At 61.9% G+C, this 23421-nt stretch carries 20 protein-coding genes and 2 tRNA genes; 11 read left to right on the top strand and 11 right to left on the bottom strand.

Features of this window, described 5'->3' with window-relative positions; all coding sequences use genetic code 11:
• Window positions 1-312: 312 nt before the first annotated feature.
• The 3 genes from GBB14_RS07350 to GBB14_RS07360 are packed head-to-tail and all read left to right on the top strand — an operon-like array spanning window position 313 to window position 2430.
• Complete coding sequence (locus tag GBB14_RS07350; protein ID WP_151529663.1) at window positions 313-861, top strand: OsmC family protein; 549 nt, start codon at window positions 313-315, stop codon at window positions 859-861.
• 4 nt (window positions 862-865) lie between these two features.
• Window positions 866-1954, top strand: coding sequence for an acyl-CoA dehydrogenase family protein (locus GBB14_RS07355; protein ID WP_151529664.1), 1089 nt, complete (start codon window positions 866-868; stop codon window positions 1952-1954).
• Window positions 1951-2430 carry a flavin reductase family protein gene (locus GBB14_RS07360; RefSeq protein ID WP_151529665.1) on the top strand — a complete coding sequence of 160 codons (480 nt, stop codon included), beginning with the start codon at window positions 1951-1953 and terminating at the stop codon, window positions 2428-2430. The genes GBB14_RS07355 and GBB14_RS07360 overlap by 4 nt, the downstream gene beginning before the upstream one ends.
• A gap of 3 nt (window positions 2431-2433) precedes the next feature.
• On the opposite strand, the gene GBB14_RS07365 is transcribed toward GBB14_RS07360, so the two are convergent.
• From GBB14_RS07365 to gyrA, 6 genes are all read right to left on the bottom strand, one after another.
• Window positions 2434-4065: a bifunctional ADP-dependent NAD(P)H-hydrate dehydratase/NAD(P)H-hydrate epimerase gene (locus tag GBB14_RS07365; RefSeq protein ID WP_151529666.1), complete on the bottom strand. Its 1632-nt coding sequence runs from the start codon at window positions 4063-4065 to the stop codon at window positions 2434-2436.
• Window positions 4066-4096: 31 nt separating this feature from the next.
• A complete protein-coding gene (locus GBB14_RS07370; protein WP_225976636.1) occupies window positions 4097-4429 on the bottom strand; it encodes a PRC-barrel domain-containing protein in 333 nt (110 codons plus the stop codon).
• A gap of 209 nt (window positions 4430-4638) precedes the next feature.
• Window positions 4639-4711: transfer RNA gene (locus tag GBB14_RS07375), tRNA-Ala, on the bottom strand.
• Window positions 4712-4738: 27 nt separating this feature from the next.
• Window positions 4739-4812, bottom strand: a tRNA-Ile gene (locus GBB14_RS07380).
• Window positions 4813-4968: 156 nt separating this feature from the next.
• A complete protein-coding gene (locus GBB14_RS07385) occupies window positions 4969-5313 on the bottom strand; it encodes a DUF3566 domain-containing protein (RefSeq protein ID WP_151529668.1) in 345 nt (114 codons plus the stop codon).
• A complete protein-coding gene (gyrA, locus tag GBB14_RS07390; protein ID WP_151529669.1) occupies window positions 5313-7925 on the bottom strand; it encodes a DNA gyrase subunit A in 2613 nt (870 codons plus the stop codon). The genes GBB14_RS07385 and gyrA overlap by 1 nt, the downstream gene beginning before the upstream one ends.
• A gap of 411 nt (window positions 7926-8336) precedes the next feature.
• On the opposite strand from gyrA, the gene GBB14_RS07395 reads away from it, so the two are divergent.
• Entirely contained in the window at window positions 8337-8786 is a 450-nt protein-coding gene (locus tag GBB14_RS07395) for a hypothetical protein (RefSeq protein WP_151529670.1), read from the top strand.
• A gap of 101 nt (window positions 8787-8887) precedes the next feature.
• Here the strand turns inward: GBB14_RS07395 and gyrB are convergent, their stop codons facing one another.
• The 5 genes from gyrB to dnaA all read right to left on the bottom strand — a co-directional run bounded on the left by gyrB (window position 8888) and on the right by dnaA (window position 16765).
• Entirely contained in the window at window positions 8888-10957 is a 2070-nt protein-coding gene (gene gyrB / locus GBB14_RS07400; protein ID WP_151529671.1) for a DNA topoisomerase (ATP-hydrolyzing) subunit B, read from the bottom strand.
• Between the two features lie 166 nt (window positions 10958-11123).
• Window positions 11124-11765 (bottom strand): DciA family protein, encoded by a 642-nt coding sequence (locus GBB14_RS07405; protein ID WP_151529672.1) that lies wholly within the window; start codon window positions 11763-11765, stop codon window positions 11124-11126.
• Window positions 11762-13006 carry a DNA replication/repair protein RecF gene (gene recF / locus GBB14_RS07410; RefSeq protein ID WP_151529673.1) on the bottom strand — a complete coding sequence of 415 codons (1245 nt, stop codon included), beginning with the start codon at window positions 13004-13006 and terminating at the stop codon, window positions 11762-11764. The genes GBB14_RS07405 and recF overlap by 4 nt, the downstream gene beginning before the upstream one ends.
• A 10-nt stretch (window positions 13007-13016) precedes the next feature.
• Complete coding sequence (gene dnaN, locus GBB14_RS07415; RefSeq protein WP_151529674.1) at window positions 13017-14222, bottom strand: DNA polymerase III subunit beta; 1206 nt, start codon at window positions 14220-14222, stop codon at window positions 13017-13019.
• A 764-nt stretch (window positions 14223-14986) separates the two neighbouring features.
• Window positions 14987-16765, bottom strand: coding sequence for a chromosomal replication initiator protein DnaA (gene dnaA, locus GBB14_RS07420; protein ID WP_151529675.1), 1779 nt, complete (start codon window positions 16763-16765; stop codon window positions 14987-14989).
• A 1482-nt stretch (window positions 16766-18247) separates the two neighbouring features.
• Here dnaA and rpmH point away from each other — a divergent pair.
• From rpmH to GBB14_RS07455, 7 genes are all read left to right on the top strand, one after another.
• Window positions 18248-18391, top strand: coding sequence for a 50S ribosomal protein L34 (rpmH, locus tag GBB14_RS07425; protein ID WP_083878205.1), 144 nt, complete (start codon window positions 18248-18250; stop codon window positions 18389-18391).
• An 83-nt stretch (window positions 18392-18474) separates the two neighbouring features.
• The gene (rnpA, locus tag GBB14_RS07430) at window positions 18475-18861 is read left to right on the top strand and encodes a ribonuclease P protein component (protein ID WP_151529676.1); all 387 of its coding nucleotides are present in this window, start codon (window positions 18475-18477) and stop codon (window positions 18859-18861) included.
• Window positions 18797-19108 carry a membrane protein insertion efficiency factor YidD gene (gene yidD, locus GBB14_RS07435; RefSeq protein ID WP_151529677.1) on the top strand — a complete coding sequence of 104 codons (312 nt, stop codon included), beginning with the start codon at window positions 18797-18799 and terminating at the stop codon, window positions 19106-19108. Before rnpA ends, yidD begins: the two co-directional genes overlap by 65 nt.
• Before the next feature lie 156 nt (window positions 19109-19264).
• Complete coding sequence (gene yidC / locus GBB14_RS07440; protein ID WP_151529678.1) at window positions 19265-20221, top strand: membrane protein insertase YidC; 957 nt, start codon at window positions 19265-19267, stop codon at window positions 20219-20221.
• Between the two features lie 234 nt (window positions 20222-20455).
• Complete coding sequence (gene rsmG, locus GBB14_RS07445; RefSeq protein WP_225976642.1) at window positions 20456-21091, top strand: 16S rRNA (guanine(527)-N(7))-methyltransferase RsmG; 636 nt, start codon at window positions 20456-20458, stop codon at window positions 21089-21091.
• 176 nt (window positions 21092-21267) lie between these two features.
• The gene (locus GBB14_RS07450) at window positions 21268-22200 is read left to right on the top strand and encodes a ParA family protein (protein ID WP_151529680.1); all 933 of its coding nucleotides are present in this window, start codon (window positions 21268-21270) and stop codon (window positions 22198-22200) included.
• Between the two features lie 115 nt (window positions 22201-22315).
• Window positions 22316-23398: a ParB/RepB/Spo0J family partition protein gene (locus tag GBB14_RS07455; protein ID WP_151529681.1), complete on the top strand. Its 1083-nt coding sequence runs from the start codon at window positions 22316-22318 to the stop codon at window positions 23396-23398.
• Window positions 23399-23421 lie beyond the last annotated feature (23 nt).

Raw genomic sequence — 23421 nt, forward strand, 5'->3', positions numbered from 1 at the left:
CGGGGCAGGCGGTTTTCTTCTGCCCCCAGTTTCTGGCCCGCACTGTGATAGACCATTCTGTCTATGCAGCGCCGCTTCAACGGCCCGCTATCTTCTCTGCAGGGGCGCCTATAATCACGAAGATGGCGTCGACAAGCGCCCGAAGAACAACTTTATAGCGTCGTGAACAGTGGATATGGCGATTGGTAGACTACTCTGTACGGAGTTATAGACTTCTTTGTCTATTTTTTGCTACGGTGGGGATCGCACCGCAGCGATAGCCGCGCCCTGTGGCCATCGCTGCCCCCTAGCTAAGAAAGAAACGAGGCCCTGATGTCCGATCCCACCCCGAAGCACAACGCTGGCGAGCCGCTTGAGCCGATCAATAAGGAGAAGCTCGCGGCTTTAGCCCAGAAGAACATCGAGAACCCCGAGGGCGGCCGCAAGGTAATCCGCACCCACACCGAGGCCGATGGGCAATTCCGCAATTACACCCAAGTCCGCGACCTCGAGCCGGTGCTGGTGGCGGAACCGCCGCAGCTGCTCGGCGATAATTCCGCCCCCAACCCCACCGAGGTCGCCCAGGCCGCGCTCGCCGCCTGCATCTCCGTGGGGATCCAGGCGATTGCCACCCACCGTGGTGTCACCCTGAGCAAAATCGCTATCGATATAGAGAGCGATATCGACATCTCCCCCACCTGGGGCGTCGGCGATCTCTCCCAGGACAAGCGCCCCGGGGTCTCCGAGGTACGGGTGAAGGTAGATCTCGAGGGCGATGCCGACCGCGACACCCTCGATCAGATCCAGAAGGACGCCATCACCTGGTCGCCCGTGGTCAATACCTACACCCGTCCCGCCACACTCACCTCGGAGTTGATCTAGCACCATGAGCATCCCTCTCGCCCCCACCGCCACCACCGCCGTGTCTGAGCAACTGCTGGATCAGATCAGCAGCACCGCCCACTCCGTGGACACCGGCGCCACCCAGGCGCGCTATGCGCTGCCGCTGCTGGCCGCCGAGGGAGCGCTCGACCTGGGCCTGGCCACCAACGCCGATGGACAGTTCGGCGAGCAGGTCCGCGTGATTCGCGCGCTTGCTGAACGCGATTTATCCGTGGCCTTCGCCAGCTGGGCGCACCGCATGGCCGCCGAGTACCTCTCGGTCGCCGAGACGCCCACGTCCTATCTCGAGGAGCTGGCCGCCACCCTGCGCAGCGGCAGCGCCCCTGGGGTGACGGGCATGGCGAGCGTGATGAAAACCGCAGCCGGCTGTGGTCATGTGGATCTGAGCGCCACCGCGGTCGAGGGCGGCTATCGCGTCTCCGGCCGTATCCCTTGGGCCTCCAATTTGGCCGACGATTCCATCATCGTCACCGGCGCTGCGCTTGCCGACGCCGCCCTCATCTTCGCTGTGCGCGCCAGTGATGAAGGCGTGGAACTGGCCGCACCCTTCGAGCTCCTCGGGCTGAATTCCACGGCCTCTGCAGGACTGACCCTCAACGAGGTGTTCATCCCCACCGAGGCAGTGATCTCGACGGATCTCGCTGGCTTCGCTCGCCGGATCCGCCCCACCTTCGCGCTCTTGCAAATCTCGGAATGCCTCGGCCTCGCCCAGGCCTCCATCACCGCGGCAACCTCGCGGCTTCACGGGGTGCACGCCACCTTTGAATCCGAGCAGGAGGAAACAGCCCACCGTATCGAGCAGCTCATCGCTACTCAAGACGAGCTCGCCGCGCGGGTGGGCCGGAGCCCGATCGCCCCCAGTGAGCTGCTACAGCTGCGACTCGACGCCGCCGAGGTGGCCACCGCTGCCGCCGGCATTGAGGTCCGCGTCGCTGGTGGAGCTGGCTATGGCAAGAATTCGCCGGTCTCCCGCCGCTTCCGCGAGGCCGCGTTCATTCCCGTCCAGAGCCCCTCTGAGGCGCAGCTGCGCTGGGAGCTCGCCAGGGCCCACGAGAAAGAAAGAGCAGCATGAGCGTGGACACTGGGGTTTCTATCGCAGCCTTCAAAGACACCGTGGGCAGTTTCCCCTCTGGGGTGACAGTATTAAGCACTCATGACAACGGCGCGGACTATGCCATTACCATTTCCGCCTTCTGTTCGCTCTCGGTGGATCCGCCCATGGTGCTGGTGTGCATCGACACCAGCTCCCAGACGCTCGAGCATATGGCCCCAGGCGCGCGGGTCGGTGTGTCTGTTCTGGCCCAGAAGCAGAGCGCTCTGGCCTTGCACTTCGCCCACTATGGTGCCGATCGCTTCGAGACCGTCCCCCACCGGCGCATCGATGACATCCCGGTTGTGGCCGATGCCGCCTCCTATCTCTTGGGCGCCGTGGAGGCCTGGCTCGATGGCGGCGATCACCGCATCCTCACCATCCGCGTTGAGGACTGCACGACCAACCTCGGTATCACGCCCCTGCACTATGAGCGCGGCGTTCTCGAAGGTCTCTAGCGCCTAGGCATTTTTTCGGTGCGCGATGAGCGCGGCCGTCGCGGCGGGAATACTCTCGGCGATGGCGCTGGCGCTCGTCGGTGCCGACCCATAGAGGGTGTGCGCCGCGAGTTCTGCGGCCACAGAGTGCACCAGCACCGCCGAAACCACCGACTCCATAGTGTCGATGTGGCCGGTGGCCTCCGCCCAAGCGAGATGGGCGCCGAGAATCCCCGCCAATACATCACCCGAGCCGGCCGTCGCCGCCCAGGACATACCCGTATGAACGATGGTGCTCTGCTGCGGATCAGCGATGATCGTCGCATGCCCTTTGAGCAAGACCGTGACACCCAGGAGGGCGGCCAGCTTCTCGCAGGCCTCCACGCGGTGTTCACTCAGCCCCGGCAGCTCATCGTCGAGGACGGCGGCCAGGCGCTCGAACTCTCCAGCATGGGGGGTGAGCACGGTGGGCGCCTGCCGAGCGGCTAATGCGGCGCGCAGCTTCGGTAGTTCAGCCAGCAGGGTGATCGCATCGGCGTCCACCACCACCGGAACATCCATGGACAGCGCGGTCAGTAATTCCTCGCGCGCCCTCTCATCTGTGCCGCGACCTGGCCCCACAACCACGCACTGCACCTGGCCGCATTCGCCAAGGCTGGGATGAGAGACCACCTCCGGGAGGCGTTCCACGACTCTCGCCCGCAGCGCCCCCACATAGCGCACCATGGAGCTGCTAGCCCGCACTGCGGCGGTCGCACACAGTACCCCGGCACCGATATAGTTCTCAGATCCGGCGAGAATTCCCACCACTCCGCCGCTGTATTTATCATCCTCCGGCCCCGGAGATAGATCCGCGATGCCGTGGTGGCCCCCCATGCACGCAAAGCCCTCAAGCTGTAGCTGACTTCTGCCATAGACCGCGCGCAGGCCAGTGCGGGCGCGCCGCCGCGCAATTTGCTGGGCAATCAGCTCGGATAGCGGCGGCATCGTAGCGCTGTCGAGGGCGATATCGGCTATGAGCACCGTGCCGCAGGCTGGGGAGAGCACATGGGCCAGGCGCGGCGCCCCGAAACTCACCGTCACATCCGCATTAATGTGCTGCGCCCCCGTCGCGCCACTATCGGCGGCCACTCCCGAGGGGATATCTACGGCCAGCACCTGGGCCACATCAAGCCCCTGCAGCACCGCGGCGGCTTCTGGTCGTAGCCCGGGCCGCGCTCCGATGCCCGTGATGGCATCAATGAGCAGATCCACCCGGCCCATGGTGGCGGGATCGTTCACCACCGCTCCCCCCGCGTCGAGGAAACGCTGCCACGCTGGGGCGTGTACCGAGCTGCTCACCCGATAGGCGCTCACCTGTGTCCAGCCCTGCTCGCGCAGCATGGCGGCCGCATACAGCCCATCCCCGCCATTGCCGCCGGCTCCTGCGAGAACCAGGATGTGGGGCTGGGAGGGGGCGTCGATAAGCCTCTGAGCATCGCCCAGCATGGCGGTGGCGACCCGCGCCACCGCGCTGGCGGCACTACGCATCAGCTCATCGACGCTGCCTTGAGCATCGAGGAGAGGCTGTTCGGCGGCGCGAATCTCGGCGACGGTGGCTGGGCTGCTCAGCGTGCGGGTGGGACTACCAAGAAGATCGCATACGGAAAGGCTCATACCCACCAAGGATAATCCCGCCGGGCGAAGGCTAGGAGTAGCTCTCGCTATCCTCGGCGTCCGCAATGCCATAGTGGCGGTAGAGGCGTTCTTCCTGCTCGGGGCTGATATGGGCGCCATCGAAATTGGGGGCGCCATTGATGCGCCCTAAGGGAAAAGCCAGGTGCAGCTGCTCCTCCTTGAGGCGGTGGCCGAGCAGCGGCACCACGCTCGACTTCATACCGAAGAGGCCATGAGAGACCTCCACGAACTTGGGCTGGCCGGTGGCATCGTTGATGAATACCTCCTCCACGGCGCCCAGTTTCTCGCCGTCGCTATCGTATGCGGTGGCATCATTCAGCGCGGAAATCTCATGCTGAGACACGGGAGAACCTCTTTTCTTGGGTGAGTATTCCACGGCGGCTGCGGCACAACCACGGCGGGTGGGCTGTTCTATCGCCGTAAGTCTCATTCTTCTCACCGCGATGGATCCAGATTACCCAGCGCAACGCAGTGACGGCCACTGATTTTCCCGCAAGCAGTCTAGACACAACAAAACCCCTAGTGGATAACCACTAGGGGAAATGTGAGTTGTGGAGCATAGGAGAATCGAACTCCTGACCTCCTGCTTGCAAAGCAGGTGCTCTACCAATTGAGCTAATGCCCCAAGCAACGAAACCTGAGGGCTTCGCAGTGGGCCTAGCAAGAATCGAACTTGCGACCTCATCGTTATCAGCGATGCGCTCTAACCGACTGAGCTATAGGCCCTTGGAACGTGTAAGAACTTTACCCAGAAAGGGCAACAACACCAAATCAGCTGTTCACACCGTATTTTTAGGCGTCTTTATCGGTATATGCCAGCGGCCCCAACCACAGGTGATTCCATGCTGGGGCCGCTGGCGCTACCGCCGACAAAGCGGCGTTTTAATCCTCGGCGTCACCGATGGTGATCACGACGCCTCCGAAGAGATCAACCACGGCGTTGTAAATGATCGCCACGAGGGGCGCGAGGAAGGTGGCAATCAGGGCGAAGATCGCCCCCACCAGCGTCGCGAGCGAGACCGTGATGCCGAAGTTCAGCACCTGCTCGCCGCCGACGCCTGCAATCACTTCATTGGCCTTATCCCACACCCCTGCGGCATCGAGGCCCATATAGAGCACGATCACGCAGATGATCCAGGCAGCTAGTCCCGTGAGCGATAGGGCCAGCGCTGTCTTGAATGCAGACAGCGGAGAAATATGCCGCACGGCGACTCTCTGGCTACTCATTAGTCCTCCTCGGACTCATCGTTGTCGCTGAGACCTTCCACTCCGGGAATTGGGTCCGCGGTGGCGTCATCTTCACCGGTCTTGCGGGCCCGGGCAGCGGTCGGGGACTCGGCCTGGCCGGTGGCCACGGCGGTGGCATTTTCCTCGCCCTCGTCCTCGACGTTGCGGTCGATAGCCAAGACCTCGACATCCTTCGCCAAGTCCACCAGACGCACGCCCATGGTCGAGCGGGAGCTCGGGCGGATCTGGTTCACCTCGGTGCGGATCACACCGCCAGCGGAGGTAATAGCGAAGATTTGATCGTCCTCATCCACAGCCAAGGCGCTGATCAGCTTGCCGCGCTTCGGAGTGTGCTTGAGCGTGACCACGCCAATACCGCCACGGTTTTGGGTGGGGTATTCCTCCATCGGGGTTCGCTTGCCATAGCCGCCGGAGGTGGCCACCAAGAGGAACTCCCCATTGTCCACGCGGGTCATGGAGAGCAACTGGTCATCGTCGCGGAAACGCATGCCCTTCACACCGGCGGTGGCACGACCCATCGGGCGCAGCGCATCATCATCGGCGGTGAAGCGAATGGACTGGCCCTTTTCAGAGACCAACAGGATGTCATCATCGCCATTGGAGAGCGTGGCTCCGATGAGCTTGTCGTTGTCGTTGAGGTTGATGGCGATCAACCCGCCGGAACGGTTGGACTCATAATCGTGCAGCTTGGACTTCTTCACCCGCCCCTGCTGAGTGGCCAAGACGAGGTACTCGGCATCGTCATAGGTCTGGATCTGAATGATCTGCGCGATAGTCTCTTCCGGCTGGAACTCCAGCAGATTCGCCACGTGCTGGCCGCGCGCGGTCCGCGATGCCTCGGGCAGCTCATAGGCCTTCAAGCGATAGACCCGGCCAAAGTTGGTGAAGAAGAGAATCCAGTCGTGCGTAGAGCAGACGAAGAAGTGGCGCACAATGTCTTCTTGCTTCAACTCGGCGCCGCGCACGCCCTTGCCGCCGCGTCGCTGCGACTTATAGGCATCCACCTTGGTGCGCTTGGCATAGCCGGTGGAGGTGATGGTGACCACCACGTTCTCGCGGGCGATGAGGTCTTCTTCGGTGACATCGCCGGAAGCAGCCACGATCTGGGTACGACGCTCGTCGCCGTACTTGCGCACAATCTCCTCGAGCTCCTCGCGCACGATGGTGCGCTGGCGCTCTGGGGAGGCGAGAATGCTCTGCAGATCCTCGATGAGGGCCTGCAGTTCGGCCAGCTCGTCCACGATCTTCTGCCGCTCCAGGGCGGCGAGGCGACGCAGCTGCATGGCCAAAATAGCGTCGGCCTGGATCTCGTCGACATCCAGCAGCGTCATCAAACCGGTACGGGCATCATCCACGGTAGGCGAACGACGGATAAGGGCGATCACCTCATCCAGCATGTCCAGTGCCTTGACCAGACCACGCAAGATATGGGCGCGCTTCTCGGCCTCGTCGAGGCGGTACTGGGTACGGCGCACGATCACATCGATCTGGTGCTTCACGTACTGCTTGAGGATCTGATCCAAGCGGAGGGTACGCGGCACACCATCCACAATGGAGAGCATGTTCGCACCGAAGCTGGTTTGCAGTTGGGAGTGCTTGAATAGGTTATTCAGCACCACGCGCGGCACCGCGTCGCGCTTGAGGGTCACCACGATGCGCAAGCCAACGCGATCGGAGGACTCATCGTCCACACTGGAGATACCCGCCAGCTTACCGTGCTTGACCTGCTCCGCGATCGAGGAGACCAAGTTATCGGGATTAACCATGTAGGGCAGCTCGGTGATCACGATGATCTGCCGGTTACCCAGTTCCTCGATGCTGGTGACACCGCGCATACGAATCGAACCGCGGCCCGTGGTGTAGGCATCCTTGATGCCCTCATCGCCCACAATCAACCCTGCGGTCGGGAAATCGGGGCCCTTTACGCGCTCCATGCATGCCTCGAGCGCCGACTTCTCATCCGCCTCGGGGTGGGCGAGAATCCAATAAATGGCCTCAGCCAGTTCGTTGAGGTTATGCGGCGGGATGTTGGTGGCCATACCCACGGCGATACCGCCGGAGCCATTCATCAACAGGTTGGGCACGCGGGAGGGAAGAATGTCCGGCTCGAGAGTCTTGCCGTCATAGTTCGGGGAGAAATCCACGGTGTTCTCGCGAATATCGCGCACCATCTCCATGGCCAGCGGCGTGAGACGGCACTCGGTATAACGCATGGCGGCTGGGCCGTCATTACCGCGGGAACCGAAGTTACCCTGGCCATCCACCAGCGGATAGCGCATGGACCACGGCTGGGCCATGCGGACCAGGGTGTCATAAATCGCGGAGTCACCGTGCGGGTGATAGTGACCCATGGTGTCGGCCACCGGGCGTGCCGACTTCACATAGCCGCGCTCCGGGCGATAGCCGGAGTCAAACATCGAGTACAAAATGCGGCGGTGCACCGGCTTGAGACCGTCGCGCACCTCCGGCAGCGCTCGACCAACAATGACAGACATGGCGTAGTCGATATAACTCGACTGCATCTCCTCATTGATATCGATGGGTTCGATGCGGTCGAATAAGCTCTCGCCGCCCTGATTGTCATCGCTCACGCGCGTCACCTCTTATGGTTTGGGTTTCTAAGAATCCAATCTCCGCTATTCTACTCCCCTTTTCGCCGCAGAGTGGCACTGAGCGCGATTTAGAAGCATTTTTTCGCTTATCGACGCCACTATGATCGAATTCACACCACCCTTCCGGCCCGCATAGAGGCTCTCAGGCGCGCACAGAGAGAAAAGGATTCCCTATTCTCTTGGCGACACCCCTATGCTCATGTAAGCTATGTTGCAGTTGTGATTGCAGTGAAAGCATGTGACTACTGTGGTGGTCGGCTGAGCTGTGGCGGAAGAGTCACAACACGCGAATACGATCCTTGTAGTTCCACATTTCTCAGGTGCGCCGAAAAATGTGGAACTACAAGGATGTTGCGTTATCTGCAGTTCAGAGCCCGTACCATGAGGGTCATGCAACATTTACGCGAACTGCTCACCAAGGACGATGACACCACCAGCGCAGTCGTTTCCGACTTCAGCGCCCTGGTGGAGAAGAAGGTGCAGGAGCAAAGCGGTATCTCCGGCAAGCTCATCACAGGTGCCCTCGCCGCCGCCAAGAAGGTGGATTCGGACATCGTGAATAAGGCTTCCCGCCGCCTGCTCCCCGAAATGGCCGATGAGTTGGACCCCTACTGGCAGAAGTTCCAAGAGCCGGGGGCTGGTCACAGCTTCGGCACCTACCTCGAGGAGAACTCCACCGAGGTGGTCAACTCCATCATGACCGTGGCCGACCGCAACGCCGATAAGATCTCGGCCGCGCCGCTGAAGAAGGTCTACTCCTCTGTCCGCGGCAAGAGCGAGAAGCTCATCACCGACTCCCTCTTCGAAACCGGAGAGATCATCCACAAGCACGCTAGTTAAACGACCCCGTCGTCACCGCGATACACCACCACCCGCCTCCTGCTGTGTAGGAGGCGGGTGGTGTCCATTATGCAGGCTGCGTAGAGACGCAGCGAGCGATCCTAGATATCGAGGAAGCGCACATCCTTGGCATTACGGGTAATGAAGCTGCGGCGCGCGCGCACATCGTCGCCCATGAGGACGGAGAAGAGCTCATCAGCGGCTTGGGCATCGCCCACATCCACGCGGCGCAGAATACGGCTCTCGGGATCCATGGTGGTCTCCCATAGCTCCTTGGCGCTCATCTCGCCCAAGCCCTTATAGCGCTGGATGCCATCATCCTTGTTGATCTTGCGGCCCTCGGCCAAACCCGCGGCCAGCTGCTCATCACGCTCGCCATCGGAGAAGGCAAAACCAGGCCGACCCTTGCCCCACTTCAACTTGTACAGCGGCGGCTGGGCCAAGAACACATGGCCTTCCTCAATCAGCTGCGGCATGAAGCGGTAGAGCAGCGTCAGCAGCAGGGTCGCGATGTGCTGGCCGTCCACATCGGCGTCGGCCATCAGCACGATCTTGTGATAGCGCAGCTTGTTGATGTCGAACTCATCATGAATACCCGTGCCGAGAGCAGTGATGATGGCCTGCACCTCATTAGACTTCAGCACGCGATCCAAACGGGCCTTCTCCACGTTCAGGATCTTGCCGCGCAGCGGCAAAATGGCTTGGAACATCGAATCACGGCCGGACTTCGCGGAGCCACCTGCGGAGTCACCCTCCACGATGTAGAGCTCGGAACGCACCGGATCCTTCGAGCGGCAATCGGCCAACTTACCGGGCAGGCCACCAAGATCGGTGGCGGATTTGCGCCGCACCAGATCACGAGCACGGCGGGCCGCCTGGCGGGCGTGCGCAGACGCTAGCGCCTTACTGATGATCACCTTCGCCTCGGCCGGGTTAGCCTCCAACCAATCCGAGATGTGCTCATTCACCATCTTCTGCACGAAGGAACGCACCTCGGTATTACCGAGCTTGGTCTTGGTCTGGCCCTCGAACTGAGGATCAGCCACGCGCACGGAAATCACCGCAGCCAAGCCCTCACGGCAGTCCTCGCCGGTGAGCTTGCCGTCCTTCTCCTTGAGCAGCTTGTGGGATTGCGCATAGCGGTTCATCAAACCAGTCAGAGCCGCGCGGAAACCCTCCTCGTGAGTGCCGCCTTCGATGGTGTTGATGGTGTTAGCGAAGGTGTGCACGGACTGCTTGAAGCCCTTATTCCACTGCATCGCGATCTCCACCTCGTGCTCATCAGTCTTGGCATCGAAGCCGATGATGGTGGGGTGAATAGGGGTCTTCGTATCGTTGAGATACTCGACGTAGTTGATCAGGCCCTCAGGGTAGAAGAACTCACGGACCTTGTCCTTCTTCTTCGCGGGCTTATCCTCGGTGCCGTCACCGACCACCTCACGGTTTTCTTCCTGCTCATCGATATCATCCAGGGAAGGAGTATCAATGGCGGCGGCGTCCTCGCCGGCCTCGGCGAGAGCATCGAGCTCGGCCTCGGCATCGGAGACGCGCTTATCGATCAACTCGATCTTCAAACCCTTGTTCAGGAAGGCCATTTCCTGCAAGCGGCGGGCGATGGTGTCGAACTTAAACTCTGTGGTTTCGAAGATCTCCGGATCCGGCCAGAAACGCACCGTGGTGCCGCTGCCACGGGCATTGCCGCCCTCCACCAGCTCCTCCGGAATCGCGTTCCTGAAGTTCTGCAACCAGTGCTTGCCATCGCGCTTGATATCCGCCTCAACACGCGTCGAGAGCGCATTGACCACCGAGATACCCACACCGTGAAGACCACCGGAGACCGCATAGGACTCCGAGTCGAACTTGCCGCCGGCGTGCAGCTGCGTCATAACCACCTGTACGGTCGGCGCGCCCGAGGGGTGCATTTCCACGGGAATACCACGGCCATCGTCGACGACTTCCACACCGCCATCCTCCAAGAGAGTGACTTTCACCTTGGTGGCATAGCCGGCCATGGCCTCATCGACGGAGTTATCCACGACCTCCCACACCAGGTGGTGGAGGCCGCGCTCACCGGTAGAACCGATGTACATGCCGGGGCGCTTACGCACTGCCTCAAGACCTTCGAGGATGGTAATTGAGGAGGCATCATAAATGTGTTCGGTGCTAGCCACTGTAATTACTCAAACTCCTTGAAACAGATTAATTAGACCCCTCCATATTACACCCCTACAGGCCCAATCACCGCCTTCACTCCCCGATGAGCTATCCCCCTACTTGCCTAACGCCTCATTCGCTCTCAGGCAGAAACAGAGCGGGCTAGACGCACCGGACCGTTGCCTATCCGTAGGTATCGCGGGGCCCGCGGCCCTTCACGTGCAGCGGGCCATGACGCCAGCTGGGTGCCTCGGGGCCGTGAATCTTCAAGGTAGTAACCACATTGGGGCCCACCTTTTCTGCGATTTTGGCCAGGATCATGCGCTGCATGGCGCGCAGATTCGTCGCCTGCGGGGTGGTGGCACAGCGTACGTAGACGGTGGTTCCCTTTACCCTTTCCACCACGGCATAGCCGGCGATCGTCGGCCCCACCAGCTCCGGCCAGTGGGTCTGCACCCAGCCATTGGCTAAGTCCTTGCCCCAGCCCCGGGCCGTGATTTCCTCCGAGAGCACCTCCCCCACCGAGGAGAAGGTGCGGGCTCGGCGCAGCGCCCGCCCATCCGGGCCGGTGGCGCGCAGCACGGTATTCGAGCCGCGCCGCAACCGCCACGAGCGCGGCGCCGAGGAGGACTTATCCAAGCCCATACGCTGCAACATCGCCGAGGAATCGGCGCGATCAGAATCCAGGCGGCGAGTGGTATCGCGGCGCTGCCGCGATAAATCCGGCACATAGCCCCGCCGCTTTTTCGCCTCGGCGCGCACCGCCTGAAAAGAGCGGCTAATCAGATCCGCCGGGCGGGCTGGTGGCTGCTGCTTGTCGCTCACGACGACGCCCCCTCCTCGGGCTCAGCCCCGGCAGGAGGATCGAGGGGCATGGGAGTGAGCGTCGATAAGCGAGCGTGCTCCTTGCCCTCTGGATCGGCGACGGCCTCCACAAAGTAGCGGGCAGCAATGTGCTCATCCAGATTATCGGGCAGGTCATCGCCCACGGCTGCGGTGATAAGCACCTGCTCGGCGTCCTGGGCCAGGCCTACGAGCTGGGCGCGGCGGCGCGCATCCAGCTCGGCAAAAACATCGTCCAGGATGAGCACCGGATCGGTGCCATCGCCGCGGTGCAGATGAAACTCCGCGAGCCGCAGGGCCAAGGCCATGGACCAGGTCTCGCCATGGGAGGCAAAGCCCTTGGCCGGCTGGCCGCCCAACATGAGCTGAATATCATCCCGATGCGGCCCGGCCAGGGTGATACCGCGTTCGATCTCATTCGTGCGCACCGCCGCCAAGCGCGCCATCAATGCCGCCTCGAGCACTCCCCGATCGGGTCGGCCTTCCACCTCTGCCAAGGTGTCATTGAGCGAGGAATCATAGGCGATCGACGCCGGCCGGGATTCTGGGGCCAGCCCACTATAGGCGCCGGTCACCAACGGCTGCAGCTGCTCAATGGTGCGCAGACGCTCCTCGAGGACGATCGCGCCGCAGCTGGCCAGCTGCGTATCCCAGGAATCGAGGGTGGCCAAGGTGGCGGCGCCATCATCGGCGGAATAGCCGCGGCGCAGCGCGGCATAATTCGACTTCAATAGCGCATTGCGCTGGCGCACGATCTTGTCATAATCCGCCTTGACCCCCGCGATCCGCGGTTTGCGCGAGGCGATAATCGCATCCAGATAGTGGCGGCGCTCGGCGGGTTCGCCGCGCACCAAGCTGAGATCCTCGGGGCCAAACATCACGGTTTTGAGCACGCCGAGCAGCTCGCGGGTGCTTTTGAGCTTGGTGCGATTAATGCCGGCCTGATTGCCGCCGCGGGCCTTAATCAATACATGCCCTGCGAGTTCGCGGCCATCGTTGACCACCGTGGCCGATGCCCGCGCCGCCTGCGCGCCCTCGCGCACCAGCGGCGCATCGGTAGAGACCCGGTGGGAGCCGAGATGCGCCACATAGCCGGCCGCCTCCACAATGTTTGTTTTGCCGTGCCCATTGCGGCCGGTAAACACCGTGATCCCGGGGGTCAGATCGATCTCGAGGCTCGGCCACGAGCGGAAATCGCGCAGGCTGAGATGCCGAATGTACACCGCGGAAGAATTAGCCCGGCAGGCGAACCGGCATCAGCAGATAGGTGAATTCCGACCCCGGGGTGGGGAACTCACCGGCGGAATTAGCCTCGATGGCTTCGTCCGGCTCGGGGATGATGATCGCCGGGCGGGATGGAGCGGTGAAACCAAAGACCACGCGCTGTCCCGGCATGGCGTTGAGGCCCTCCTTGAGATAGGAGGGGTTGAAGGCGATGAGCAGAGAATCCTGGCCCTCGGCGCCCTCGCCCACCTGATAATCACAGGGCAGCGACTCCTCGGCGTGGCCGGAATCGGTGGCACCGGCGGCGAGCACTACCTGGCCCTCGGAGAAGTGCATGCGGATCTGCGCATTGCGCTCGGCCACGAGGGAGACGCGCTTGATGGCGTCGAGAAGCGGGCCGATAGCCACAGTTGCCAGGGAGGTGTGCACCTTCGGCAGGAGCGGATCGTAGTTCGGGAACTCCGCATCCAGCATGCGGGTGGTGGTCTGGCGGTTGCGGGTATGCACGCCGAAGAGACCATCGGCGCCCACCTTCTCGCCGGTACCAGCGGCGATCTCCACGTTCTCGTTGAGCGAGGGATCGATGGAGCGGGCGTTTTCCTGCAGGGTTTTCGCCGGGATGAGCAGGGCGGCCTCGACGTCATCGGCCACCGGCTCCCACTCGAAGCGCCGCACCGCGAGGCGGAAACGGTCGGTGGCGGCCATGACCACGTTCTTTCCCTGCACCTTCATGTGCACGCCGGTGAGCATCGGCAACGTGTCGTCTTTACCAGCGGCGATGGCCACCTGAGACACGGCCTCGTTGAAGAGGCTCGGGTTCACTCGGCCGGTCACCTCCGGCAGCGTGGGCAGCGCAGGATAATCATCCAGGGGGATCAGCGGGAGCTCAAAGCTGGAGGAACCGCAGCGGAAAAATGCCTTCGACTCGTCGGTGCGCACCTCGATGGGCTTATTCGGCAGCGAACTCACAATATCCGAGACCAGCTTGCCGGGAACGGCGATGCGACCCGGCTCATCGATCTCCGCCGAGATGCTGACCTTGGTGGATACTTCATAGTCGAAGCCGGCCAGGGTGAGGCCGTCATCGTCGGCGCTAATCACCATGCCGCGAAGTACCGGCTGGGTGGGCTTGGTGGGCAAACTACGAGCGACCCAGCCCACGGCTGCGGAAAAGTCATCTTTCGACACTCGGAAAGACATAGGCTGCGATTCCATGCTTAGCTGAGGCTCCTTTAAGCACAAGCAGCCGCTGAGCAGCCAAGAAACCTGCTATCAGGTCCTCGGCGATACGGCCAATATGGCCCAGTATCGACTCATCGGCGGCAAAACAATTGTTCTTCCCTCCCAGCCTACAAGAATCACACTCCGCTATAAACCGGGATCCGCGCGGGAGGGGATATGTGATTCCGCCTCTGCGCACCTCGTGGCGTGCCGTCGTGGCGGGTGTGGTGAATGACAGGACTCGGCGCCGCGTCCACACCCCCTATTTCTTCTTAGATCAATCCATAACTTTCTTTGGTAGTAGCAGTAGGTGCTGTGCAATCTGTGTAATTCCACGATCCGCGCAGCTCACCCTAGCGTTGCGGCATGTGTTTCAAGCTGTGCATAACGGGTGCATAACTAGAGGGGATTGTGCGCAACTTTCGACCCCTGCTCGTTGTGCACAATCCATGCACCGTCGAGGCGGCTGCGAACAACAGGAAATCGCCACTTATGCACAGGCGGCGACCTGCGGTTTCTCCGAACGAACAGTAAATGACAATTCTGTAATTACACAACTGTGAATAACTCTGTGGATAACGCCCCCAGCGCGCATATCGACGCCACCTCTGCGGCGCCTTCACCCAGGACAGATACGACACAGCGCCCGTGTCACACACTGTGCACACGGGCGCTGGGGGCCGCGGCGGGCAGAAGGTGCTCCTGCCCTACCCCGCGGGGGTGAAAGTCTGGCTAAAACGCCTAGCTCGTAGGCCTCGCTAAGCGGAGCCATTCTTGATCAGCTGGGTGAGCTCCTGGATCTGATCGTAGGTTTCGCGGTTTTCTTGCATCTCGTTTTTGATCTTGCGCACCGCATACATCACGGTGGTGTGGTTCTTACCACCGAATTTCTCGGCGATCTGGGGCAAGGAGAGATCCGTGAGCTCGCGGCAGAGGTACATGGCCAGCTGACGGGCATGGACGACCGCGTGGGTTTTACTCGTGCCGGTGATGGTGTCCACCGACATATCGAAGTAATTGGACGTGGCAGTGATGATGGTCTGCCCGGTGATCTCGACGTGCTTGTTCTCCGGCATGATATCGCGCAGCGCCACCTCGGCGTGCTCGATGGTGATCGGCTGATTGGTCAGCGAAGAAAACGCGGCCACCCGAATCAGCGCCCCCTCGAGTTCACGAATAGAGGACTCGAAGCGGCTGGCGATCAGCTCCAGCACATCCCGGGGCACCTGGGTGCCATCGTCTTGGGCCTTCTTCATCAAAATGGCGATGCGGGTTTCCAGGTCCGGGGGCTGAATATCGGTGATCAGCCCCGCGGCAAAACGGGTGCGCAGACGATCCTCGAGGGTGGTCAGCTCCTTCGGCGGCCGGTCCGAGGACAAAATGATCTGCTTATCCGCTTGGTGGAGGGCGTTGAAGGTGTGGAAGAACTCTTCCTGCGTACCCTCTTTGCCCTCGAGGAATTGGATGTCATCCACCATGAGGATGTCGAGGTTGCGGTAGCGCCGCTTGAAGGCTTCCTGGCGGTCATCGCGCACTGAGTTGATGTAGTCGTTAGTGAATTCCTCACTGGAGACATACTTCACGCGCAGGCCCGGTTGCAGCACCTGCGAGTAGAGGCCCGCAGCGTGCAAAAGGTGGGTTTTCCCCAGTCCTGAGCCGCCCCAGATGAATAGCGGGTTGAAGGCTTTCGCTGGGGTTTCCGCCACCGCGACCGCCGCGGCGTGGGCGAAACGATTGGAGGATCCGATAACGAAGGAATCGAAGGTGTACTTCGGATTCAGCGATCCTTCCGAGGATGCCTTGGGGGCCGGCTGTTCGCGGGTATAGCGCTGCGGTGTCGCCTGCGGATTGGCTACTGGGTGGCCGAAACCCACCGAGGCGTCGTGGCCGCGCTGCGCCAGCGAATCATGGTGCTGTGCCCCATGCTGTCCGGGCTGCGGGTGCTGGGTCTGCTGGCCGTGCTCGGAGTACTGCGGTTGTTCGGAATAGTTGGCGTGGCTTTCCTGCCAATTCTTCTCCTGCCAGCCCTGATCCGCCCACTGCTGCTGCGGGCTGTCGCCCTCGGAGTGCGCGGTAGGTTGGGAGAGCGGCTGCGCGCTGCTCGGCGGCGGGACGACCGCCGCGTTGTCGTTATTGAGCATCTCCGTGGCCGCGCTGCTGGCCGCTCCGTGGGGATCTGGGTGCTGCTCGGCGTGCTCGGAATAGTCCGCGGGCTGCTCGGGGGCGGCGGCGGTCTCCGGCATGATTGCTTCCGGATTGACGCTGACGGCCAGCCCCGTCGGGCGGCCCATATGGGTGGTGAGAACAGAGGTCAGCGCAGGTCCCAAGTCCTGCTCAATGACGGTTTTCGCCATCGCATGAGGCGCGGCGAGCACCGCATAGCCCGGTACCAAGGCCACTGGGGTGACGAGGCTGAGAAAACCGCGCTGGCGGGCGCTAATTGGTCCGATTCCAGAGGAGGGTTGCTCAGACAGCGCCAACAGATCGTTAATCACGCTCTGCCATGTCTGGGCGAGAGAACCAGAATGCTCTGTCACAGGGAAAGCCCCTTACTACACGGGTGGACGGACAATCACGGGCACAGCACCACCACCGGGTGATGGCACGCGGAAACGACACATCCGCACCATCCCTGCCGCACAGGCACGATACGTTTTCCCAGCGAGGAGGTCGTTTCCGAATAACGGTGTCCTCGAAAGGAGCTGCAGCCACCAGCCATGGGCACCCCTAGCTCACCGCTATCGCGGCGAAGCGAGGAAACACCAAAGCCTTAAGGCGCACGCGCGCTTAAAGCCGGTCTCCCCTCTCCCCAACGACCTTTCCGAGCCTGTTCATAACCCCAGAAAGAGCGAGTTATCTCAGCCGGAAAGAACGCTTCGCTGTGGATGCACGGTTGTGTGATTACACCGCCGTGTGCACAGAGCCGACAAAGCCGAACTCCATGGTGATGCGGAGTTTTCCACAACGTTATCCACAGCTGTGGATAACTGGACTGCACAAGCGCTATCCACAGCCTAGTCGAGAGCCTGTGCATAACTAAATCGCCGAAAAAATGGGTTCTGAGCTGCACCAAAGCACTGGCTTCAGGGAAGTCTCAACTTCAGCTTTAGAGTTATCCACAGCCACGGGGTGTTCACAGCTGTGTTTAATTCACGGTTTCCATTGTTACCCGCCGGTGGTGGATACAGTCCAACAATCGCAGCGAATATCAATACTGTAATTATCTTTATCGCCGTACCCTCGGCCGGAAAGCCGATAATCCCAGATTGCGATGACATGCTCTTTTTCTGTTGCGCATCGGCATTGCCGCAGGAGCGGGAGCGGAAGGTGCCGGGGTGGTGAGCCGAAAATTACATCGGCGGTATTTCAGGGGTGAAAAACGCCTATTCTCCCCCCGCTGCCGCGCCGTGGCTCTGCGCCGGTGGCTGCGTGGGAGGGGTGTGAGTGGCATCGCCGAGTGGGCCTTACACTCCGCGGGGAAGGTAGGTGTGAAATCACCTAAATACCAGTACACTCGTACTATTTGTGCTGCGCTCCGGGCCGTACACTGCGGCCGATAACAGCGCCCAGGTTGCAGCACAGCTACAGCAGGAAAAGCACAGGGATGTAAGTTAGCCCAGCTAGTGACACGAATCTTATTCGCGTGGCAACTTGTTATTCATGACGGCCATACCGTATTCTGTCTAGGTCTATTGCGGTCACGCAGCTGCATCGCGGGTTCAACCTGAGGTTGAGCCTTGCAGATGGGGTGGGCAGGGCCGCGTGTGGACGATACTTCGGCGGTACAGTGCGCTGATCCGAGCGCCGGCTCGGAGGTGGGTGACCACCTCGTTGCGGAAGCTGAAGTATCGATCTGCATCCTGTTTCGCTTCGGCGGAAGAGGGGAAGAAGAGAATTCATCTCATGAGTTCCTTAGGCGTCGCGCAGCGCCAGCGTCTCAGGCCGCTTTCGTGGTCTGAGCCTCTAGTGCTGAGCAGCGCGGAGCTTATGACAGCAAACTTTCAAGGAGTGTTTGACCTATGGCTAAGGGCAAGCGGACTTTCCAGCCCAATAACCGTCGTCGTGCCCGCGTCCACGGTTTCCGTACTCGTATGCGCACCCGTTCCGGTCGCGCTATCGTCGCTGCACGTCGCCGCAAGGGCCGTGCTCGCCTCACCGCGTAGTTTTCTTTTCCCGTGAGGCGGCGGTGCCACGCACTCTGTGGCCCGCAGCCTCGCCATCGAAAAATTACTCGAGGGGCGCACTGATGCTTCCGAAGAACCTCAAAATTGGTTCCTCTGCGGAGTTTTCGCAGGCTGTCTCCGGTGCAAGCCGGGCCGGAACCAAGCGCGTGGTTGCCTATTATTCGCGCGCCTGTGAGGAGCGGGAGCCTCAGGTGAGCTTTGGTGGGCCGCATTTCGGACTCATCGTGTCTAAAGCCGTCGGGAATGCTGTGATTCGTCACCGCGTCGCCCGGCGGCTGCGGCATATCTGCGCCGAGCTCGCCGACGAGCTCGATTGCACGGACCGAGTGGTCATTCGGGCGCTGCCTGCCAGCGCCGATGCCCCCTCAGAGAAATTAGAGGACGATGTTAGACGAGCACTCGCACGCAGTCGACGACGCTTCGCCGAGCGCACCGCACAGCCCGATTAGGCCCGCTCGGCGTGGCCCGCTGACCGCGGTGTTAGTAGCCGGGGTGCGGCTGTACCAGAAGTATTTTTCTGGGCTCAAAAGCGGCCCCACCTGCCGTTTCGAGCCGAGCTGTAGTGCCTATGCGCTGGGTAGTTTGCAGCGCTTTGGGGCCGTGCGTGGGGTGCTCCTCACCGTGATTCGTCTGAGTAAGTGTGGTCCCTGGCATCCGGGCGGCTATGACCCCGTGCCGCCGGTGCAGAGAAAATGATGAAATATACTCGCATATGTGCCGCCAGTGGCGGCGCGAGCGAACACCCATGTGGCTGTGTTTTTCTGCGGCACGACGCAGGCGCCGAGCGGCGCGCTGCTGAACCCCTGAACGATGATCACACCACGTAGCAGCTAAAGGAGCATTCAGAACGCCGTGCTGGATCCTATTTATTACGCAATTTCTGCCATCTTGTGGTTTTGGCACAAGGTGGTCAGTTATGTCCTCGACCCCGACTCGGGTGTGTCCTGGGTGCTCGCCATCGTTCTTCTGACGGTGACCATCCGTGCCTTCCTCGTCAGGCCCATGCTCAAGCAGATGCGCTCGACGCTGAAGATGCAAGAGATGCAGCCGAAGATGCAGGCCATCCGCGAGAAGTACAAGAACGACCAGGCCAAAATGATGGAGGAGTCGCGCAAGCTGCAGAAGGAGATGGGCGTCAACCCCATCGCCGGCTGTATCCCGCTGCTCGTGCAGATGCCGGTGTTCATCGGCCTGTTCCACGTGCTGCGTTCCTTCAACCGCACCGGTACCGGCGGCACCCAGCTGGGCCTGTCCATTGAGGTCAACCGCAATACCCCGAACTACATCTTCGGCGTCGATGAGGTGCAGTCCTTCCTCGATGCTCGTATCTTCGGAGTGCCGCTGTCCTCCTATATCTCCATGCCCAATGAGATGTTCGGCGCCTTCGGCACCGTGGACTTCACCCGCGCCAAGATCATCGCCGTCGCCGCACCGCTGATCCTCATCGTGGTCTTCGCAACCCACATGAACGCCCGCCTGTCGGTCTCCCGCCAGGAGGAGCGCCGCCGCTCCGGCAAGACCAAGGCCCCGCAGAATGACATGATGGCCACCCAGATGCAGATGATGAACAAGATGATGCTCTGGTTCATGCCCGGCATCATCCTCTTCACCGGTGTCTTCTGGCACATCGGTCTGCTCTTCTACATGGCGTCGAACAACGTGTGGACCTTCTTCCAGCAGCGCTGGATCTTTGCCAAGGTCGACGCCGAGGAGGAAGAAGAGCTCGCCCGCAAGCGCGAAGCGAAGCGCACCACCGCTCCTCGCCCCGGCCAGAAGCCGAAAAACCCGAAGAAGGGCACCAACTCTTAAACGCGCCCTAGCGCCCGAGAGTCCTAGCGCCCTAGCAAGCCCCCGCGGCCCAGCATCCTCCTCGCAGTGATGCTGGGCCGCGACTCTTATTCCCCCTTGGGAGAGCCCGCATAGGGCAACGTATAGTGATGAAGACAGTGCAGGCTGGCTGGGCAGGAGATATAGCCAGCGCCGAGGATGAGGAAAGGGATGTTTCACGTGAAACCAGAGTCGGAGGGCGAGCTGAATACTGAGATGGCTCCGCCGCCTGCGAGCGCTGCCGCCGTCTTTGGCGAGCGCCTCGACCTCGCTGTGCGCTATCACGCCTCGCTCGCCACCACCGGCACTCAGCGCGGCTTCATCGGCCCCCGCGAGATCCCCCGGCTCTGGGAGCGGCATATCCTCAACTGCGCGGTGGTCACCGAAGCCATTCCGGCCGAGGCGCGCCGCGTGGCCGATATCGGCTCCGGTGCGGGCCTGCCCGGTATCCCGGTGGCTATTGCCCGCCCTGATCTCTCCATCACCCTCATCGAGCCACTGCTCAAGCGCTCCACCTATCTGCGGGAAGTGGTCGAGGAGCTGGAATTGGAGAATGTCACGGTGGTGCGCGGCCGCGCCGAAGAAAAGGCCGTGCGCGCTGAGGTCGGCCGCTTTGATGTGGTGACCTCGCGGGCGGTGGCCCCCTTGGGCAAGCTCGCCCGCTGGTGTATGCCGCTGGTGCGCCCGAATGGGAAAATGATTGCCCTCAAAGGCTCGAGTGTGCACGAGGAATGGGAACGCGATCACGCCACCATCGCCAAGGCCGGCGGCGGATTGGGCACAATCATGACCGTCGGTGAGGGTGTGCTGGAGCAGCCCACCACGGTGATCAGTATCCCGCGCCGCCGCTAGAAGTTGGTGTGGGTGCGTCGGCCTCTTACCCCATTGGTTGGTGACACAGTGAGGCACTAGGCTAGAGGCCTAGGTGTGTGCGCCAGAGGGTGGCGTCGATAAGCATGAGCGCCATGCTCCGGGCAGCGCACGCGGTAGTCTCATAGGCCAGCCATAGAGGGGATAGATCAGCGAGCATGCATGAAACTACGTGGGACGACACACCCATTGCCGCTGCGGCACAGCGGGCGGCGCAGGTGCGCACCCCGAATGCGCTGAAGCTGCCTCGACCCGAGCGGCCGCGCATCGTGACGATTGCGAATCAAAAGGGCGGGGTGGGTAAGACCACCAGTTCCGTCAATCTGGCCGCGGGTCTGGCGATTTGCGGGCTGCGGGTGCTGGTGATTGACCTCGACCCGCAGGGCAATGCCTCCACCGCGCTCGGCGTGGAGCATCGCGCCGGCACCATCTCCAGCTATGAGCTGCTCCTCGGCGAAACCACCGCCGAGGAGGCGATGCAGAGCTGTGAGTTCTCGGAGAATCTCTTCTGCATTCCCGCCACGATTGATCTGGCGGGCTCGGAGATCGAGCTGGTGTCCATGGTGCGCCGCGAATATCGCTTGGCAGACGCCATTAATGAGGACTTCCTCGCCGAGCACGATCTGGACTATGTGCTCATCGACTGTCCTCCCTCGCTGGGCTTGCTCACGATTAACGCCATGACCGCCGTCAACGAGGTGATCATTCCGATTCAGTGCGAGTATTACGCGCTGGAGGGCGTGGGCCAGCTGCTCAATAACATCTCCATGATCAGCACCCACCTCAACCCCGATCTGCATATCTCCGCCATCCTGCTCACCATGTATGACGGCCGCACCAAGCTGGCCGAGCAGGTCAGCAGCGAGGTGCGCAACCACTTCGGCGAGGTCGTGCTCAATACGGTGATCCCGCGCAGCGTGAAGGTCTCCGAGGCGCCCGGCTATGGCCAGACGGTGCTGGAATATGATCCCGGCTCGCGCGGCGCCATGGCCTATCTGGATGCGGCGCGGGAGCTGAATAATCGGGGCGACTACCCCGCCAGCGAGGAGTCCTCCCCTATTGGCCAGGCCCCGTCCGGCGATGAGGATTGACGGAAACATGCTCGGGAAAGATACTGGGGGCGAGCGGGGCGATCGTCTCGATCGCAGGCGCTTAAGCGCCCCTGCAGCGCCCACGCGGAACGCAAACGAAGGATGTTGAGCAACCATGGCGAATGAAACTCGTAAAGGCGGTCTCGGCCGCGGTCTCGCGGCCCTGATCCCCGATGGCTCCGCCAAGCCGCGGCTGGGCAATAACGCCGCCAGCATCGTTCTGGGCGAATCCTCTCGCGAGCGCGGCGCAGCCGGCAACCAAGGCGCCCGCGGCAACCAGGGCGGTTCACAGAGCCATTCCCAGGGCACGGCGCAGGGCGGCACCGGTCAGGGCCGCCAGCGCAGCGAGAAAGGCGTGCAGCGCAGCCGCCCCGAGAATATCCACGAGGACTACTCCACCCCGATGGGTGCGACGTACCGGGAGATCCCCATTGGGCTGATCGAGCCCAATGAGAAGCAGCCTCGCGAGGTCTTTGATGAGCAGGCCATGGCCGAACTCACCCACTCCATCAAGGAGTTTGGCCTCATGCAGCCCATCGTGGTGCGTGAGGTGGCTGATGGCTATGAGCTCATCATGGGCGAGCGCCGCTGGCGCGCGGCCACCAAGGCCGGCATGCAGGAAATCCCCGCGATCGTCCGTGAGACCGAGGATTCCACGATGCTGCGCGACGCGCTGCTGGAGAATATCCACCGCGTGCAGCTCAACCCGCTGGAAGAAGCCGCCGCCTATCAGCAGCTGCTGGAGGAGTTCGGCGTCACTCAGGCGGAACTGGCCGATAAGCTGGGCCGCTCTCGGCCGGTGATTACCAATATGATCCGGCTGCTCGCCCTGCCGGTGTCGGTGCAGCGCACGGTGGCTGCCGGGGTGCTGAGCGCCGGTCATGCCCGCGCTCTGCTGGGCGTGAAGGTGGGCGAAGAGGCCCAAGAAAAGCTCGCCAAGCGGATCGTGGCCGAGGGCTTGAGTGTGCGCGCTACCGAAGAGGCCGTCACCCTGCTGAACCGCGGTGGGAATGCGGATAAGCCCGCGCCCCGCGAGCAGGCCCCGCAGCCGGAATACCTCACTCACGCGGCCGAATCCCTAGCCGATAGCTTGGACACCAAGGTGACCGTGCAGGCCGGGAAGAAGAAGGGCAAGATCATCGTGGAGTTCGCGGGCCGCGAGGATTTCGAGCGTATCGTCGAGCTCCTCGAGCGCTAATCCAGGTGCACGCTACCGGCTGG

Source organism: Corynebacterium sp. 51B (assembly GCF_008930785.1).
In the GTDB taxonomy this organism is placed as follows: domain Bacteria; phylum Actinomycetota; class Actinomycetes; order Mycobacteriales; family Mycobacteriaceae; genus Corynebacterium; species Corynebacterium megadyptis.

What these genes read in the sequence shown, in the direction of transcription:
- GBB14_RS07350 (WP_151529663.1), top strand. Translation starts at nt 313, where the DNA reads ATGTCCGATCCCACCCCGAAGCACAACGCTGGCGAGCCGCTTGAGCCG.
- GBB14_RS07355 (WP_151529664.1), top strand. Translation starts at nt 866, where the DNA reads ATGAGCATCCCTCTCGCCCCCACCGCCACCACCGCCGTGTCTGAGCAA.
- GBB14_RS07360 (WP_151529665.1), top strand. Translation starts at nt 1,951, where the DNA reads ATGAGCGTGGACACTGGGGTTTCTATCGCAGCCTTCAAAGACACCGTG.
- GBB14_RS07365 (WP_151529666.1), bottom strand. Translation starts at nt 4,065, where the DNA reads ATGAGCCTTTCCGTATGCGATCTTCTTGGTAGTCCCACCCGCACGCTG.
- GBB14_RS07385 (WP_151529668.1), bottom strand. Translation starts at nt 5,313, where the DNA reads ATGAGTAGCCAGAGAGTCGCCGTGCGGCATATTTCTCCGCTGTCTGCA.
- GBB14_RS07395 (WP_151529670.1), top strand. Translation starts at nt 8,337, where the DNA reads ATGCAACATTTACGCGAACTGCTCACCAAGGACGATGACACCACCAGC.
- dnaN (WP_151529674.1), bottom strand. Translation starts at nt 14,222, where the DNA reads ATGGAATCGCAGCCTATGTCTTTCCGAGTGTCGAAAGATGACTTTTCC.
- rpmH (WP_083878205.1), top strand. Translation starts at nt 18,248, where the DNA reads ATGGCTAAGGGCAAGCGGACTTTCCAGCCCAATAACCGTCGTCGTGCC.
- rnpA (WP_151529676.1), top strand. Translation starts at nt 18,475, where the DNA reads ATGCTTCCGAAGAACCTCAAAATTGGTTCCTCTGCGGAGTTTTCGCAG.
- yidD (WP_151529677.1), top strand. Translation starts at nt 18,797, where the DNA reads ATGTTAGACGAGCACTCGCACGCAGTCGACGACGCTTCGCCGAGCGCA.
- rsmG (WP_225976642.1), top strand. Translation starts at nt 20,456, where the DNA reads ATGGCTCCGCCGCCTGCGAGCGCTGCCGCCGTCTTTGGCGAGCGCCTC.
- GBB14_RS07450 (WP_151529680.1), top strand. Translation starts at nt 21,268, where the DNA reads ATGCATGAAACTACGTGGGACGACACACCCATTGCCGCTGCGGCACAG.
- GBB14_RS07455 (WP_151529681.1), top strand. Translation starts at nt 22,316, where the DNA reads ATGGCGAATGAAACTCGTAAAGGCGGTCTCGGCCGCGGTCTCGCGGCC.